Origin of the sequence: Cryobacterium sp. TMT2-15-1, from assembly GCF_004402345.1 — a bacterium.
In the GTDB taxonomy this organism is placed as follows: domain Bacteria; phylum Actinomycetota; class Actinomycetes; order Actinomycetales; family Microbacteriaceae; genus Cryobacterium; species Cryobacterium sandaracinum.
In genome coordinates, this window is record NZ_SOGD01000032.1 from 104,638 (window position 1) to 120,613 (window position 15,976).

The 15,976-nt window shown below is 68.6% G+C and carries 14 protein-coding genes; 6 read left to right on the plus strand and 8 right to left on the minus strand.

From position 1 onward, the window contains the following. Nucleotides 1–74: 74 nt before the first annotated feature. The 5 genes from E3O62_RS08775 to E3O62_RS08795 all read left to right on the plus strand — a co-directional run bounded on the left by E3O62_RS08775 (nt 75) and on the right by E3O62_RS08795 (nt 7,797). Entirely contained in the window at nt 75–3,860 is a 3,786-nt protein-coding gene (locus E3O62_RS08775; protein ID WP_134394485.1) for a nitrate reductase subunit alpha, read from the plus strand. Next, on the plus strand, nt 3,861–5,528 hold the full coding sequence (narH, locus tag E3O62_RS08780) for a nitrate reductase subunit beta (RefSeq protein ID WP_134394484.1): 1,668 nt from the start codon (nt 3,861–3,863) through the stop codon (nt 5,526–5,528). It begins immediately after the preceding gene. Continuing rightward, entirely contained in the window at nt 5,525–6,217 is a 693-nt protein-coding gene (narJ, locus tag E3O62_RS08785; protein ID WP_134398243.1) for a nitrate reductase molybdenum cofactor assembly chaperone, read from the plus strand. The genes narH and narJ overlap by 4 nt, the downstream gene beginning before the upstream one ends. Next, nucleotides 6,214–6,987 (plus strand): respiratory nitrate reductase subunit gamma, encoded by a 774-nt coding sequence (gene narI / locus E3O62_RS08790; protein WP_134394482.1) that lies wholly within the window; start codon nt 6,214–6,216, stop codon nt 6,985–6,987. The genes narJ and narI overlap by 4 nt, the downstream gene beginning before the upstream one ends. Nucleotides 6,988–7,275: 288 nt before the next feature. After that, entirely contained in the window at nt 7,276–7,797 is a 522-nt protein-coding gene (locus E3O62_RS08795) for a DUF2231 domain-containing protein (protein ID WP_134398244.1), read from the plus strand. 444 nt (nt 7,798–8,241) lie between these two features. Here E3O62_RS08795 and E3O62_RS08805 read toward each other — a convergent pair whose 3' ends face one another. The 8 genes from E3O62_RS08805 to E3O62_RS08840 form a co-directional block, all read right to left on the minus strand. Then, on the minus strand, nt 8,242–8,709 hold the full coding sequence (locus E3O62_RS08805; RefSeq protein WP_134398245.1) for an SRPBCC domain-containing protein: 468 nt from the start codon (nt 8,707–8,709) through the stop codon (nt 8,242–8,244). 15 nt (nt 8,710–8,724) lie between these two features. Further along, complete coding sequence (locus E3O62_RS08810; protein WP_134394478.1) at nt 8,725–10,050, minus strand: MFS transporter; 1,326 nt, start codon at nt 10,048–10,050, stop codon at nt 8,725–8,727. A 131-nt stretch (nt 10,051–10,181) separates the two neighbouring features. Next, on the minus strand, nt 10,182–10,421 hold the full coding sequence (locus E3O62_RS08815; RefSeq protein ID WP_104170174.1) for a MoaD/ThiS family protein: 240 nt from the start codon (nt 10,419–10,421) through the stop codon (nt 10,182–10,184). Continuing rightward, the gene (locus E3O62_RS08820) at nt 10,421–10,708 is read right to left on the minus strand and encodes a DUF6457 domain-containing protein (RefSeq protein ID WP_134394477.1); all 288 of its coding nucleotides are present in this window, start codon (nt 10,706–10,708) and stop codon (nt 10,421–10,423) included. Before E3O62_RS08820 ends, E3O62_RS08815 begins: the two co-directional genes overlap by 1 nt. Before the next feature lie 6 nt (nt 10,709–10,714). Then, nucleotides 10,715–11,398 (minus strand): molybdenum cofactor guanylyltransferase, encoded by a 684-nt coding sequence (locus E3O62_RS08825; RefSeq protein ID WP_134398246.1) that lies wholly within the window; start codon nt 11,396–11,398, stop codon nt 10,715–10,717. A 2-nt stretch (nt 11,399–11,400) separates the two neighbouring features. Next, nucleotides 11,401–11,898, minus strand: a complete 498-nt coding sequence (gene moaC / locus E3O62_RS08830; protein WP_134398247.1) for a cyclic pyranopterin monophosphate synthase MoaC — start codon at nt 11,896–11,898, stop codon at nt 11,401–11,403. Then, a complete protein-coding gene (gene glp, locus E3O62_RS08835) occupies nt 11,895–13,193 on the minus strand; it encodes a gephyrin-like molybdotransferase Glp (RefSeq protein ID WP_134398248.1) in 1,299 nt (432 codons plus the stop codon). The genes moaC and glp overlap by 4 nt, the downstream gene beginning before the upstream one ends. Nucleotides 13,194–13,195: 2 nt before the next feature. Then, nucleotides 13,196–14,446: a ThiF family adenylyltransferase gene (locus E3O62_RS08840; protein WP_134398249.1), complete on the minus strand. Its 1,251-nt coding sequence runs from the start codon at nt 14,444–14,446 to the stop codon at nt 13,196–13,198. 191 nt (nt 14,447–14,637) lie between these two features. Here E3O62_RS08840 and fdhA point away from each other — a divergent pair, with 191 nt between their 5' ends. Continuing rightward, on the plus strand, nt 14,638–15,852 hold the full coding sequence (gene fdhA / locus E3O62_RS08845) for a formaldehyde dehydrogenase, glutathione-independent (RefSeq protein ID WP_134398250.1): 1,215 nt from the start codon (nt 14,638–14,640) through the stop codon (nt 15,850–15,852). The last annotated feature ends 124 nt before the right edge of the window (nt 15,853–15,976 follow it).

The window sequence follows — 15,976 nt, forward strand, 5'->3', positions numbered from 1 at the left end:
TTCGCCACCCCTGAGACTGGACTTCGAGGGTGGTTGCCGACCATGGTGACCCCGGGCAGTGCAAGGGGTACGTTGTGAAATCACTCAAGAATTCGGCCTTCGTCAAGCCGGCTAAGACCCGGCCGGCCAAGCCCGGCGTCGACGGCCCGATCGACGACACGATCCTGAAGCTCGGGCGGTTCCTGCGCCGAGGCACGGCCTCACCCGACCTGCGATCCGTGTTCCTTGCGGGCGGCCGCGACGCCGACTCGTTCTACCGCGACCGTTGGACCCACGACAAAGAGGTGCGGTCCACCCACGGCGTGAACTGCACCGGCTCCTGCTCCTGGAAGGTGTACGTCAAGGACGGCATCATCACCTGGGAGACCCAGCAGACCGACTACCCCTCCGTCGGCCCCGACTCACCCGAATACGAGCCCCGCGGCTGCCCCCGCGGCGCCGCCTTCAGCTGGTACACCTACTCACCGACCCGGGTCAAGTACCCCTACGTGCGCGGCGTGCTGCTCGACCTGTTCCGTGCGGCGAAGGCCCGCACCGGCGACCCGGTGCTCGCCTGGGCCGAGGTCACCGGCGACCCCGAGAGCGCCCGCGCCTACAAGAGCGCCCGCGGCAAGGGCGGCCTGGTGCGCACCAGCTGGGACGAGGCGTCCGAGATCGTCGCCGCCGCCCACGTGCACACCATCAAGAAGTACGGCCCCGACCGCATCGCCGGCTTCTCGCCGATCCCCGCCATGTCGATCGTCTCGCAGGGGGTGGGCAATCGGTTCATCTCCATGCTCGGCGGCACCATGCTCTCGTTCTACGACTGGTACGCCGACCTGCCCGTGGCGTCCCCGCAGGTGTTCGGCGACCAGACCGACGTGCCGGAATCGGCAGACTGGTGGAACTCCTCCTACCTGATCATGTGGGGCTCCAACGTGCCGGTCACCCGCACGCCCGACGCGCACTTCATGGTCGAGGCCCGCTACAAGGGCCAGAAGGTCATCACCGTCTCGCCCGACTACGCCGACAACTCCAAGTTCGCCGACGAGTGGCTGGCCGTGCACCCCGGCACCGACGGCGCGCTCGCGCTGGCCATGGGCCACGTCGTGCTCAAGGAATTTTTGGTCGACCGCCGCACGCCCCGCTTCGTCGACTACATGAAGCGTTACAGCGACTCCGCCTACCTGATCAGCCTCACCAGGCGCGGCGACGCGTACGTGCCCGGCAAGTTCGTGACCGCGGATGCCCTGCCCGGCCTCGACCCGACGGTCGCCAGCGCCGCGTTCAAGCCCGTGCTCCTCGACCAGAACGGCCAGGTCGTCGTGCCCAACGGTTCGATCGGGCACCGTTTCTCCGAGACCGACGTCGGCAAGTGGAACCTCGACCTCGAGGGTGTCGACCCGCTGCTGTCCATCGCGGACGCCCCCGACTACGACCAGGCATCCGTCGCCATCGACATGCCCCGGTTCGACGTCGCCCCGGAGACCGACGAGATCGGCGAGCAGCACGCGGGAGGTGCGGGCATCATCCGTCGCGGCGTACCGGTGCGGATGGTGGCCGGCCAACTGGTCACCACCGTGTTCGACCTGCTGCTCGCGCAGTACGGCGTCGGCCGGCCCGGCCTGCCCGGAGTCTGGCCCACCGGCTACGACGACGCCACCTCGCCCGGTACCCCGGCCTGGCAGGAGGGCATCACCTCGGTGCCGATGCAGGCCGCCGAACGCATCGGCCGCGAGTTCGCGCAGAACGCCGAAGACTCCGATGGACGCTCGATGATCCTGATGGGTGCCGGAACCAACCACTGGTTCCATTCCGACACCATCTACCGGGCTTTCCTGGCGCTGACCACCATGACCGGCTGCCAGGGCGTCAACGGCGGCGGCTGGGCTCACTACGTCGGCCAGGAGAAGGTGCGCCCGCTCACCGGCTACGGCCAGTACGCGTTCGGCCTGGACTGGGTGCGCCCGCCCCGCCAGATGATCGGCACGGGCTTCTTCTACCTCGCCACCGACCAGTGGCGCTACGACGGCCTCGCCGCCGACACCCTGTCCAGCCCGCTCGGCGCAGGCACCTTCGCCGGCCGCACCACCGCGGACTGCCTGGTCGAGTCGACCAAGCGCGGTTGGATGCCCGGCTACCCCACCTTCAACCGCAACTCGCTCGACCTCGTCGACGACGCGGTCCGGGCGGGCGTCGACCCGGCCCAGTATGTGGTCGAGTCCCTCGGCGACGGCACCCTCGAGTACGCCATCGAGGACCCGGATGCGCCGGAGAACTTTCCGCGCATCCTCGACGTGTGGCGGGCCAATGTGATCGGATCGTCCGGCAAGGGCAACGAGTACTTCCTGAAGCACCTGCTGGGCACCAAGAACGCCGTGCGTGCCCCCGAATCGCCGCCCGAGAAGCGCCCGAAGTCCATGAAGTGGCACGAGACCGCCCCCGAGGGCAAGCTTGACCTGATGGTCACCAGTGACTTCCGCATGACGAGCACCACCATTTTCAGCGACGTGGTGCTGCCGCCGGCCACCTGGTACGAGAAGAACGACCTCTCGACCACCGACATGCACCCCTTCATCCACTCGTTCAACCCGGCGATCGCCCCGCCATGGCAGGCGAAGACCGACTTCGACATCTTCCACATCCTCGCGGAGAAGATCTCCGAGATGAGCGTGGAGCACCTCGGGGTGCGGAAGGACCTGGTCGCCGTTCCGCTGCTGCACGATACCCCGGATGCGATGAGCGCCCCGCACGGCATCGTCGAATACGACCAGGTGCTGGTGCCCGGCGTGACCATGCCCAAACTGGTCGTGGTCGAACGCGACTACCCGGCCTTCGCCGCCCGGCTCGGCGCCCTCGGCCCGCTTACCGAGAAGCTCGGCATGATGACCAAGGGAGTCAAGTTCAACCCCGACGTCGAGGTGGCCTACCTGGCGAAGAAGAACGGGCTCGTTACGAGCGGCCCCGCCGCCGGACGGCCGCAGCTGAAGACCGCCATCCAGGCCTGCGAAATGGTGCTCGCGCTCTCCGGCACCACCAACGGACGGCTCGGTACGCAAGGCTTCCGCAAGATGGAGGAGCGCACCGGCCAGAAGTTGGCTCACCTGGCCAGCGACAACGAGGGTCGTCGTTTCTCCTACCCGGATGTGCAGGGTGCCCCGGTCCCGGTGCTCACCTCCCCGGAGTGGTCCGGCAGCGAGCACGGCGGGCGACGCTACAGCGCGTTCACGATCAACGTGGAGCACCTCAAGCCCTGGCACACCCTCACCGGGAGGCAACATTTCTACCTCGACCACGACTGGATGATCGAGCTGGGGGAGACCCTGCCGATCTTCCGGCCGCCGCTGGACATGCACCGCCTCTTCGACGACTCCATCGTCGGGTCGACCTCCGCCACCGGCGCGACCGGCTCGAAAGGCCGGGCCGAGGTGGCCGTGCGCTACCTCACCCCGCACTCCAAGTGGTCCATCCACTCCGAGTACCAGGACAATCTGATGATGCTGTCGCTGTCCCGCGGCGGACCCACCATCTGGATGTCACCGCAGGACGCCGACAAGATCGGCGTGCGCGACAACGAGTGGATCGAGTCCTACAACCGCAACGGCGTCGTCGTGGCCCGTGCGGTCGTCTCGCACCGGATGCCCGAGGGCACCGTGTACATGTACCACGCGAAGGACCGCACCATCAACGTGCCGATCGCCGAGACGAGCGGCATGCGCGGCGGCACGAACAACTCGCTCACCCGGATCCTGCTGAAACCGAGTCACCTGATCGGTGGCTACGCCCAGCTGTCCTTCGCTTTCAATTACCTCGGCCCGACCGGGAACCAACGCGACGAGGTCACCGTGATCCGTCGACGCAGCCAGGAGGTTGAGTACTAAATGCGCGTAATGGCTCAGATGTCGATGATCATGAATCTCGACAAGTGCATCGGGTGCCACACCTGTTCGGTCACCTGTAAGCAGGTGTGGACCAACCGCACCGGCGTCGAATACGTCTGGTTCAACAACGTGGAGACCAAGCCCGGCGTCGGCTACCCACGCCGCTACGAAGACCAGGACAAGTGGAAGGGCGGCTGGCAGCGCAACAAACGCGGACGCCTGAAACTGCGCTCCGGTGGCCGCATCAAGCGCCTCGCCACCATCTTTAACAACCCCGACCTCCCGGTGATCGACGACTACTACGAGCCGTGGACCTACGACTACGACATGCTGACCAAGGCTCCGCTGAGCACGGAGAGCCCCGTCGCCCGGCCCAAGTCGCTGCTCACCGGCCAGAACATGGACATCAAGTGGTCCGGCAACTGGGACGACGACCTCGGCGGCTCGCAGGAGACCGCGGCCGACGACCCCATCCTCGCCACCATGAGCGAGCACGTGAAGATGGAGTTCGAGAACACCTTCATGTTCTACCTGCCGCGCATCTGCGAGCACTGCCTCAACCCCGCCTGCGTCGCGGCCTGCCCCTCGGGCGCCATGTACAAGCGCGAGGAGGACGGCATCGTCCTCGTCGACGAAGACGGCTGCCGCGGCTGGCGGATGTGCGTCTCCGCCTGCCCGTACAAGAAGGTCTACTTCAACCACAAGACGGGTAAGGCCGAGAAGTGCACGCTCTGCTACCCGTTGATCGAGCAGGGCAAGCCCACGATCTGCTCGGAGACCTGCGTCGGCCGGCTGCGCTACCTCGGCCTGATGCTCTACGACGCCGACGCGGTCCTCGCGCAGGCCTCGGTCGAGAACGAGCATGACCTGCTGGATGCCCAGCGCGCCTGCTTCCTCGACCCGTTCGACCCTGAGGTCATCGCCGCGGCCAAGGCCGAAGGCATGGAGGACGACTGGATCCTCGCGGCCCAGAACAGCCCGATCTACAAGCTCATCTCCGAGTACAAGGTGGCCCTGCCGCTGCATCCGGAGTACCGCACCATGCCCATGGTCTGGTACATCCCCCCGCTGTCCCCGGTGGTCGACGTCATCTCGACCACCAACAATGACGGTGAGGATGCCCGCACCCTGTTCGCCGCCATCGACAAGCTCCGCATCCCGGTGGAATACCTCGCCGGACTGTTCTCGGCCGGGGACGTCGTTCCCGTCGAGTCCTCGCTGCGCAAGCTCGCCGCCATGCGGTCGTACATGCGCGACATCAACCTCGGCCGTGACCGCGACGAGTCGATCCCGGAAGCGGTCGGCATGACCGGTCCCGAGATCGAGGCCATGTACCGCCTGCTGGCCATCGCCAAATACGAGGACCGCTACGTCATCCCCAAGGCGCACGTCGAGACGGCGCGTGAGCTGGAGGAACTGGCCTGCTCGCTCGACACTGACGGCGGCCCCGGTATGGGCGGCCCCACCGCCGCCACGGCGGCCGGCCCGTACGGGAAGACCCCCGGGATGCCGTTGAACGCGACCGTCGACAACTACAACGAGATGGTCGGCACGGGTGGGGAACGCACGAAGCCCACCACCCCCGGCCGGATCAACCTGCTCAACTGGAGCGGCGGCGGCCTGCCGGAGGGCTTGTTCCCGCCCAAGGCCACCGGGAGTCCCGCATGAGGCTGCCGAAGCTCCCGAACCGCAAGATCACGGCGCTGCCTCTGTCCGCGGAGGACGGCCGGATGGCGCACATGGCGGCATCCATCCTGCTGGATTACCCCAACCAGGAGCGACGGGCCCGCTTCGGTGCTGTCGCCGCGTCGGTGACGTTGCTGCCGGATCCGCTCCGCCACGCCTTCGAGGCGTTCCTGACGAAAGCGGATGCGATGACTCAGCAGGAGTTGGAAATCCACTTCACGGCCACTTTCGACCTCAAGCGCAAGTGCTGCCCGTACCTGAGCTACTACGCGGCGGGGGACACCCGACGCCGCGGCATGGCGCTCGTGCGCTTCGTCGAGGCTTACCGCGCCGCGGGCTGGGAGGTCGCCGCCGACGAACTGCCCGACTACCTGCCGATGGTGCTCGAATTCTCCGCGCGGAGCGACTTGCCGATCGCCCAGGAACTGCTCGCCGCGCACCGAGACGGTATCGAGGTGCTCCGCATGGCACTCGAGGCCGTGCCGAGCCCCTACGCTCACATTGTGGAGGCGGTCTCCCTGTCTCTGCCGAAGATCGACGAGGAAACGCGTCAGCGCTACCTCAACCTGGTGAACGAGGGTCCGCCGACCGAGACGGTCGGCATGACCTTCCTGGGCAATCTCAAACCGTTCTCGCCGTCGGGCGCGAACAGCGAGGACGTACGGGTATGAATCCGCTCGACATACTGCTCTGGGTGGCGTTCCCCTACGCCGCCGCCGGGGTCTTCATCGTCGGCCACCTGCTGCGCTACCGGTTCGACCAGTTCGGCTGGACCTCACGGTCGAGCCAGACCTACGAGAACAAGTGGCTCCGCTGGGGCTCGCCCATGTTCCATTACGGCATCCTGATGGTCTTCGGCGGTCACATCGTCGGACTCTTCATCCCCAAGCCGTGGCTCGAGTTCTTCGGCGTCACCGAGGAGATCTACCACTTCGGGGCCACCTGGCTGGGCAGCGTCGCCGCGGTGCTGACCATCGCCGGCCTCGCCATCCTGCTGATCCGTCGCCGCCTGGTCGCCCGGGTCAAGCTGGTCACGACCGTGATGGACAAGGTCATGTACCTGTTCCTCGCCGGCACCATCGCCTTCGGCACGACGGCGACCGTGCTCTACCAGGTGCTCGGCGCCGGCTACGACTACCGTGGGTCGATCTCGCCGTGGATCCGCAGCCTGTACGCCTTTCAGCCGGACCCGGCGCTGATGAGCGACGTGCCGTTCTTCTTCCAACTGCACGTGCTCTGCGCCACGATGCTCTTCCTGCTGTGGCCCTTCACCCGACTGGTGCATGTATTCTCGGCTCCGCTCGGCTACTTCGTGCGCCCCTACATCGTCTACCGCTCGCGGGACGGCCACCGCGGTGCGGGCGCCCAGAAGGCCCGCCGTGGCTGGGAGAAGAGCGAACTACCGCGGGACACCCGCGACAAGGTGGGCGGCCGCCGCTAGCCGAGGAGCCCAGGGACGTCGACACCGGTGCGCGACCCGCCGCTGCCCCAGGCAGCCGGGGAAGCGCGTCGCGTAGGGGCAACGGATGATGCAGGCCACCGGCACCTGGGCTGCCCGAAGGGCTCGTCCGCGCGCATCGGCCGCCTGCAGGCGATCGAGGGCGTCTTGATCCCGCCGCACTCGGGCTGGTAAGCGAAGCCTGCGCTGTATGGCGGGGTTTCGCTCCGGTGCCTAGCATTGCCAGTGCGGGCCCACATTCGTGCCTGAGGATGCCCCAGAGGGAGACACATGTTCGATGCGCTGCTCGACACCATCTTCGGTTTACCTGTGCACCCCCTCGTGGTGCACGCCACCGCAGTCGTCGTTCCCACGGCCGCCCTCGTCGTCGTCGTCGCGGCCCTCCGGCCCCGGTTTCGCCGGTGGGCGAAGTTCCTGCCGCTGATCCTCGCATTGGCCGCGCTCGTTCTCGTGCCGCTGGCGCGCGAATCCGGGGAGGCGCTGAGAGAGCGGGTCACCGAGACCGCGTTGGTCGAGACCCACTCCGAGCTGGCCGAAGGGCTGCTGCCCTGGGTTGCCGCCCTGGTCGTGGTCGCCGCCGTTCTGCTCTGGTGGAACTACCGGGAGTTCGGCAGCCGGACATCCGTCGCCCGCGCCCCGAAGTGGGTGACCGTCGTACTGGCCGGGGCCGCGCTGGTCGCCGCCACGGGAACCACCGTGCAGGCCGTGCTCATCGGTCACAGCGGGGCGACGGCCGTCTGGTCCGAGGTCGGGGGAGCACCGGCGCCCGCCGGGGGAGAAGACGACGACTGAGCCGGCCTGAACTCAGTCGGTCACGGAGCTGGCGGCGCCCGGGTCGGCGGCAACCTCGCGGGCCCACTCGGCGGAGATTCTAGCTCTCTCCTGACTCTGCCGGCTCTCCTGACTCTGCCGGCTCTGCCGACTCTGCCGGCTCTGCCGGCTCTGCCGATTCTTCCGTGGGTTAGGTCCGTTCGCGCGCGCGTGTGTCTCTGTCTCTGTGTGTGTGTGGCCAACTCAGGACATCCGTTGCCGGCATGCACCGGCCGCCACGGATCAGTGCGGAACCAGTGTGGATGTTCGGCCAAACCGGACGGATCTCCTGAGTTGGCCACAGCCCCCGCCGGACGGGCAGCAGCGCTGGTGCGGATCGGGCATCGACCACTCGCTCCGCCCCGTTCGGGGCTCGGAACCGCCAGTCCGTCCCGTCATCGCCCACGGCTGGCAGGACCCGGGCGACTAGTCGGCGGTGGCGGCCCGTTCCTCGGCGTGCTCCGCGAGCCGCGCGAGGGCGCGGGGCCAATCCGCAGCGAACAGGGCCGTGAATTCCTCGTCGGTGTCGACGGCCACCACGAGTGTGGTCACCCCGTCGGACTCGCTGAAGGAGTAGTCCTCGTGCGCGCCCGCGAACCGCCGCGCGTGAGCGCTCGTGGTGTCGTCGATGCCCCGGGACACTGCACCGTGGATTTCCAGGGAGATGAACTCGTCCGGCCGGTTTTCGACGACCGTGGCCACCAGCCCGTTGTGGGCAGCATCCTCGCCGGGGGCGAGGAAGCGGATCGTGCTGCCCTCCGCCCAGCTTCCGACGTAGTGGGAACCCTCGCGGAACGCCCGGGTCCAGTCCCGGTAGGTGGACTCGTCGAGCATCGTGGTCCAGACGGTGTGCACGGGTGCGTCGACCCGAATCGTGAAGTGCAGCTTGTCCATGCGGGTAGCGTACAGCTAGCTGGGGAAGGGAGCACCCTTGCGGGCGTAGTAGAACCAGGCGAGCCAGGTGCAGAACACGCAGAACACGGCGCAGCCGGCGAAGAACGCGGTCGGGCTGATCATGGTGAGCGAGATACCCACGACGAACGGTCCGAAGGCCGCGATCGCGGAGGTCCAGGCGATGGCTCCGCCGGCCTGACGCTTCGGGAAGATCATCGGCATCTGCTTGAACGTTCCGGCGTTCGCCAGCCCGGCGAAGAAGAAGATGATCAGCATGCCGGTGAGGAAGCCCCAGAACTCGTCCACGCTGGTCGGCGTGAGGAAGAAGGCGGTGAGGGCAGTTCCCGCCACCATGCCGAGGCCGCCGATGAACGTGAAGATCGCGCCGCCCCACCTGTCGCAGAACGGGCCGCTCGCCGCCCGCACCAGGGCGCCGAGGACGGGACCGATGAACGCGAAGGCCAGCGGGTTTGGGGCATCCGGGAAGTCGCCGTAGACGTTGAGGATGATCAGGCCCATCTGGGCGGCCAGGCCGCTGTAGGCGCCGAAGCTCATCAGGTAGATGGCGGTCATGATCCAGGTGTGCTTGACCCCGAAGATGTCCATCTGCTGGCGGAAATTCGCCGTGATCGGCACCCGGCGCAGGTACATCACCGCCAGGACGACGGCAAGCAGAGCCCAGGGGATGAGCACCAGCCCGCCGTTGTGCAGCCAGACGAGGTCGCCGTCGGCACTGCTCTGGGGGGTGAGGGCGGCGGTGCCGAGTAGACCGAATCCGACGACCCAGGGCAGGATCAGCTGCATCAGGCCGATGCCGAAGTTGCCGAGGCCTGCCTGCAGGCCCAGAGCCGTTCCGGCGAGGCGTTTGGGGAAGAAGTAGCTGGTCGACGCCATGAAACCGGAGAAGGTTCCGCCGCCGATGCCGGCCGCGAACGCGAGGGAGAGCAGCACCCAGTACGGCGTGGACGTGTCCCGGGCGGCGAGAGTCCAGCCGAGCATCGGGATCACGAGCAGGGCCGACGACATGGCGACGAGGTTGCGGGTGCCCATCATCGGCGGCAGGAACATGAAGACCAGGCGCAGCAGGCCGCCGGCGAGCCCGGGAAGGGCGACGAGCCAGTACAGCTGGCTGGGTGCAAGGGAGTAGCCGATGTCGTTCAGACGCGGGGCGATCGCGCTGACGAGGTACCAGGTTGCGAAGCTCAGAGTCAGGCTGAAGGTGGTGATCCACAGCGTGCGCCAGGCGAGCCCCGGATCCCAGGTCTCGTCATTCTCCGGGTCCCAGTTGGACAGATCCGGTTTGAGTTTCGAGGCGAACTGTAGGGACGTTTCGACTGACATGGACTTCCTCGGCTGGTTGCTGCCGGGCACCAGGCCCGCGTAGCTTCCACCCTCGCGGTGCAGCGGAAATGCGACAACGCGTGAACGCCGTGAAAAATGATTCGGTCGAACTAAACCGAAATCGGCGGGCGTCAGCCGCCGGCGAAGGGCGGCAGCACGTCGACGGTGTCGCTGCCGGAGAGCGGCACCGTGTCATCCGTCGCCCGCGTGCCGTTCACGAGCAGGGAGCACCGGCCGAGGATGCGTTCGAACTCGTCGCCGTAGAGGCTGGTGAGCTGGGCGCGCAAGTCGCCGATGGTGGCGGCATCGACCGCGGCCGCGTCGGCGGCGGCGGATTCGGCTGCCGCGGCGAAGAAACGGATGGTCGCCATCACCGTGTCGCCTCCGGCTGGTCCGGCGACCAGGTGAGGGCGAGCCGGGTGGCCAGCGCACTGGCGGCCTCGATGGCGGCGGGTGTGCCGCCGTTCCGGGCGGCGGCCAGACCGACCAGGAACGTGCTCAGCGGGGCGGCGGGCCGGGCCACGTTGTGGGCCACGTCGCGGGCCACGTCGAGCAGCGTGCCCACGGGGATGTCGGCCGGATCCAGGCCGAGTGCGGCGGCGAGGGCCACGAGCCACTCGTCGAGAGCCTCAGGGGGAAGCGGGGTAGAGGTGCTCATTGGGTATCACTCCTGATCGGATTGCTCCGCGGTCGGATTGCTCCGCGGTGGGGTGCTGGTCAGCAGTGCGGAACTCCTCTCCACATCCTGCCATGTGTCCACGTCGCTCCCCTCGCCGTTCTGGTCGCGGACGCCCCGCAGCTCGAGCGGGGCCAGCAGTCCGCGCATGCTGGCGCCGTGGACGTCGGTGCCGAGCCGGTGCGCGGCCGCCCGCAGCGGCGCCAGACGATAGATCCCCGCAAGCCACTGCGCGCGGCCGCCCGCGTCGACCAGGTGCAGGCCGTGAACGGATGCCGGCAGCCCCGGGTCGGACGCCGCCGGCACCAGTAGGCGGGCGGCATCCGCTGCCCACGGCAGGTCGCAGGCCAGCAGGAGCACCCAGTCCGCGGCCCCGGACGCGGCCCCGTGCTCGAGCGCCGCGAGGCCCGCCACGATGCCGGCGACCGGGCCGCCGAACGGGGGATCTTCGAGTGTCCAGGTCAGCTCGGCCGGGTCGTCGGCCGGGACGGCCGCACGGGCCGCCTCCGGCCCGACCACGACGACGTTCCGGGCGAGTCCGCGGGCGTCCAGCACCCGGGAGAGCAGCGTGCGCCCGGCCACCTCGACCGCGGGCTTGACCGCACCGTCGAGGCGCCGGGCGCGCCCGCCCGCCAGCACGATCAGGTCGACGCTCACGGCTGCTCGGGTCATCGCTACTCGTTCGGGCGGTGCCAGTCGCCGGACTTCCCTCCGGTCTTCGTGATGAGGCGCACGTTCTCGATCCAAACGGACTTGTCGAGGCCTTTGACCATATCGACCACGGCGAGGGCGGCGACCGACACGGCGGTCAGCGCCTCCATCTCGACGCCGGTGCGGTCGGCCGTGCGCACGGTGGCCGTGACGCGCACCCCGGTGTCTTCGATGACGAGGTCGACGGCGGCGCCGTGCACCCCGATCACATGCGCGAGGGGGAGCAGGTCGGCGCACTTCTTGGCACCCTGGATGCCGGCGATGCGGGCCACGGCGAGCACATCGCCCTTGGGGGTGCTGCCGTCGCGAAGAGCCGCGATGACCGTCTGGCCGCAGGCCACGAAGCCGGCGGCGGTGGCGCTGCGCACGGTGGGCTGCTTCTCGGTGACGTCGACCATGCGGGCCTGGCCGGAGGAGTCGAGATGCGTGAAGGGATGTGCGGACAGGTCGCGGATGCTCATGTCAACAGCATGACAGTGACGCGGTCACCCTCGACAATCCGCGTCACGTTTTCCGGCACGATGGCCAGCCCGACGGCCTGAGCAAGCCCGGCGACGAGGTGGGATCCCGACCCGCCCGCGGCGGACCGGCGGACCACGCTGCGGATTCCGAGGCCCTCGACGGTCACCGGCATGTACTGGGCACGGCCGGGCGGGGAGTCCCAGCTCTCCCCGGCGGTCGCCGAGATCGTCGGGCGAAAGATGTCGATGTGCCCGCCGAGGCGGCGCAGGGCCGGCCGCACGAACACCTCGAACGACACGAAGGCGCTGACCGGGTTGCCGGGGAGGGCGAAGATGAGCGGTCCCTCGACTGCATTGTCGTCGGCCGGCCAGCGGCCGAAACCCTGAGGCTTGCCCGGCTGCATCTTGACCGGCCCGAACCGTACGGTGCCGAGCGGGGCGAGCACGGCCTTGACAACGTCGTAGGCGCCGACGCTCACCCCGCCGGAGAGCACGATGGCGTCGACCGTGCCGGCGAGGCCGGCCAGCAGGCCGCGGAGCGTGTTCTCGTCGTCGGGAACCGCGCCGAGCCGGATCGGCACCCCGCCGGCCGCGGCGACGGCCGACGCGAGGAGATAGGAGTTGGAGTCGGGGATCTGGCCGCGCCGGGTGGGTTCGCCGGGGGTGACGAGCTCGCTCCCGGTGGAGATCACGGCGACGCGCGGAGCCGGGTGCGCCCGGAGTGACGAGGTGCCGGCGCTGGCGGCCGCGGCAACCCGGGTCGGCCAGAGCACCGATCCGCGGGTGAGCACGGTGTCGCCGGCGTGGGCGTCTTCGCCGGCGCGACGGATGTGCGCTGCCGGCTGCGGCGCCCGAACGACGGTGACCGTGTCGATGCCCTGATCGGTGTCTTCGATCGGAACCACGGCATCCGCCCCGTCCGGAAGCGGCGCCCCCGTCATGATCCGGGCCGCCTGGCCGGTCTCCAGGTGCGGGTTCTGGCTGGTTCCGGCCGCGAGGTCGGCGACCACCGGCAGCGTCACCGGGTGCTCGGCGGAGGCCTGCAGCAGGTCGGCGCGCCGGACGGCGTAGCCGTCCATGGCCGAATTGTCGAAGGGAGGTGTGTCCGTGGCGCTCCGGACATCTTCGGCCAGCATCAGGCCCAGCGCCTCGTCAAGTGAGACCAGCACGGGCGGCAGCGGGGCGACCGCGGCAAGTACGAAGGAGAGCTGGTCGGCGACGCTGCGGGCCGAGAACGGTACGGCGCACGCGTCGACGTCGTGCTCGTGGGCGTGCTCGTGCGTGTTCCCCGTCATGGTCAGTTCCCCGCTGTGGTCATCGAATCGCTGGACACGGCGTCGCCGGCCCACTTGCTGCCCCGGCCGGGAGCGGTGCGTGCGGCGACGGCAACGTCCCAGGCGACGATCCCGCCGGCGAGCAGGGTGAGGCCGGTGAAGCCGGCCGCGTCCAGGGCCATCGCGGCGCGTTCGGCCCGCGGCCCCAGGTGGCAGTGCAGCACCAGCGGCACGTCCCGCGGCAGGGTGGCCATCCCGGCCTCGGTGAGCAGGTCGCCGAGAGGCAGCAGGACGGCATCCGGGATGGCGCTCTCGGCGTGCTCGTCGGGCTCGCGCACGTCGACGAGCACGAACGGGTCGGTTCCCTCGGCGCGGGCAGTGAGCCGGGCCACGAGCTCCACCGGGGTGAGCGTCGGCCAGGCCTCAGCGGCGGCGGCCTGCGCGGAGCCGCGGGCGGCGGCGAGGGTCGCTGCCGGGTTCGGGTCGGCGGCGGCGATGCCGGTGCCGATCAGGGGCACCTCGGTGAAACGGCCCGAGAGCGCGTCGATCACGAGCACGCGCCCGATCAGCGGAGTGCCGATACCGGCGATCAGCTTGATCGCCTCGGTGGCCATCAGCGAGCCCACCTGGCCGCAAAGCGCACCGAGCACGCCGGCTTCGGCGCAGTTGGGCACCTCACCCTCTGCGGGCGGGGTCGGGAACAGGTCGCGCAGGTGCACCCCGCTGAGGCCGCTCTCGGCCGGTGGGGTGGCCCAGAACACCGACAGCTGGGCGTCGAAACGGAGAACGGATGCCCAGACCAGTGGCAGGCCCAGGGCCGCGCAGATGTCGTTGACCAGGAAACGGGTGGGGAAGTTGTCGGTGCCGTCGATGACCACGTCGTAACCGCCGATGATCGCGGCGGCGTTGCCGGCGTCGAGCCGTTCGGCGTGCTGCACGACCACGGCCTCCGGCGCGATCTGGGCGATCGATTCGGCGGCGCTGACCACCTTGGGGCGTCCGACATCCGCCTGGCCGTGCACGATCTGGCGTTGCAGGTTGCTGGGTTCGACGTCGTCGCCGTCGACGATGCCGATCGTTCCCACGCCGGCCGCGGCCAGGTAGATGAGCGCGGGGGACCCCAGCCCGCCGGCGCCGAGCACGAGCACCCGGGCGTTGGCGAGGCGGCGCTGGCCGAGCTCGTTGAGCTGGGGCAGACGGCGTTGGCGGGCGGTGCGAACGGATTCGGCGCCGCTCAGGCGGGCGATCGGCTCGACGAGAGGGGGAATGGCCATGCTTCCACGGTAAGCGTTGGCAGCGCCCGGTGGGTACCCAAAACAGTCATCTGAGCACACCCCTTGAATTTCAGGCCGCAATGGAGTCCTCTAGAGGAGAAACAGACACCAACGAGAAATTTCGATGTAGTCTCGCGCGGCCCGACGGGTCTCGCTGTGAGGGAAGCAAACAGGAACTAGGAAGGTACTTCATGACTGGGAACAGAGCAGTTGCCTACAAGAGCCCGGGTGTCGTCGAGGTCATCGACATCGACTATCCGACCTTCGAGCTGAAAGACGGTCCGGGTGTCAACCCGGCGAACGTCGGCCGCAAGGTGCCGCACGGGGTCATCCTCCGCACGGTCACCACCAACATCTGCGGCTCGGACCAGCACATGGTTCGCGGACGCACGACCGCGCCGTCGGACCTCGTCCTCGGCCACGAGATCACCGGCGAGGTGGTCGAATGCGGACCCGACGTGGAGTTCATCAAGGTCGGCGACATCGTCTCGGTGCCGTTCAACATCTCCTGCGGCCGGTGTCGCAACTGTAAGGAGCGCAAAACCGGTATCTGTCTCAACGTCAACCCCGACCGCCCGGGCAGCGCCTACGGTTACGTCGACATGGGCGGTTGGGTCGGCGGCCAGGCCGAGTACGTGCTGGTGCCGTACGCGGACTGGAATCTCCTGAAGTTCCCGGATCGGGACCAGGCGCTGGAGAAGATCATGGACCTCACCATGCTCTCGGACATCTTCCCGACCGGCTTCCACGGTGCGTTCAGCGCGGGCGTCGCGGTCGGATCGACCGTATACATCGCCGGCGCGGGCCCGGTGGGTCTGGCCGCGGCGGCATCCGCTCAGCTGCTCGGGGCCGCCGTCGTCATCGTCGCCGACCTCAATGAGGAGCGGCTGGCGCAGGCCCGCAGCTTCGGCTGCGAAACCATCGACCTGCGAAAGGGCGAACCGCAGGATCAGATCGAGCAGATCCTGGGTGTGCCCGAGGTCGACTGCGGCGTGGACGCGGTCGGCTTCGAGGCCCGCGGCCATGGCAAGGATGCCGGAACGGAGCGTCCGGCCACGGTGCTGAACTCGCTGATGACGGTCACGGCCGCCGGTGGTGGCCTGGGCATCCCTGGCCTCTACGTCACGGGTGACCCGGGCGGGGTCGACGAGGCGGCGAAGGTCGGCTCGTTGTCCATCCGGCTGGGCCTCGGCTGGGCCAAGTCCCTGTCCTTCGCCACCGGTCAGACCCCGGTGATGAAGTACAATCGATCGCTGATGATGGCGATCCTGCACGACAAGGTGCAGATCGCGAAGGCCGTCAACGCTCAGGCGATCAGCCTGGACGATGCCCCGCGCGGCTACGCCGAGTTCGACGCCGGCAAGTCGATCAAGTACGTGCTGAACCCGAATCAGTACGTCAAATGAGCGTGTTCGACCAGTAACAGGACACCCGGCCGGCGGTTCGCCCCGGCCGGGTGTCCTGTTCTGCTGCGGGCCGGGCATTTGTCACCGTCCCGAGGGACTGTTGCCGCGGAGGGCGGCGGTTAGT

Bases quoted from the DNA above. Each gene is read 5' to 3' on its own strand.
- narH (WP_134394484.1), top strand. From the start codon at position 3,861: ATGCGCGTAATGGCTCAGATGTCGATGATCATGAATCTCGACAAGTGC.
- narJ (WP_134398243.1), top strand. From the start codon at position 5,525: ATGAGGCTGCCGAAGCTCCCGAACCGCAAGATCACGGCGCTGCCTCTG.
- narI (WP_134394482.1), top strand. From the start codon at position 6,214: ATGAATCCGCTCGACATACTGCTCTGGGTGGCGTTCCCCTACGCCGCC.
- E3O62_RS08795 (WP_134398244.1), top strand. From the start codon at position 7,276: ATGTTCGATGCGCTGCTCGACACCATCTTCGGTTTACCTGTGCACCCC.
- E3O62_RS08805 (WP_134398245.1), bottom strand. From the start codon at position 8,709: ATGGACAAGCTGCACTTCACGATTCGGGTCGACGCACCCGTGCACACC.
- E3O62_RS08810 (WP_134394478.1), bottom strand. From the start codon at position 10,050: ATGTCAGTCGAAACGTCCCTACAGTTCGCCTCGAAACTCAAACCGGAT.
- E3O62_RS08815 (WP_104170174.1), bottom strand. From the start codon at position 10,421: ATGGCGACCATCCGTTTCTTCGCCGCGGCAGCCGAATCCGCCGCCGCC.
- E3O62_RS08820 (WP_134394477.1), bottom strand. From the start codon at position 10,708: ATGAGCACCTCTACCCCGCTTCCCCCTGAGGCTCTCGACGAGTGGCTC.
- E3O62_RS08825 (WP_134398246.1), bottom strand. From the start codon at position 11,398: ATGACCCGAGCAGCCGTGAGCGTCGACCTGATCGTGCTGGCGGGCGGG.
- moaC (WP_134398247.1), bottom strand. From the start codon at position 11,898: ATGAGCATCCGCGACCTGTCCGCACATCCCTTCACGCATCTCGACTCC.
- glp (WP_134398248.1), bottom strand. From the start codon at position 13,193: ATGACGGGGAACACGCACGAGCACGCCCACGAGCACGACGTCGACGCG.
- E3O62_RS08840 (WP_134398249.1), bottom strand. From the start codon at position 14,446: ATGGCCATTCCCCCTCTCGTCGAGCCGATCGCCCGCCTGAGCGGCGCC.
- fdhA (WP_134398250.1), top strand. From the start codon at position 14,638: ATGACTGGGAACAGAGCAGTTGCCTACAAGAGCCCGGGTGTCGTCGAG.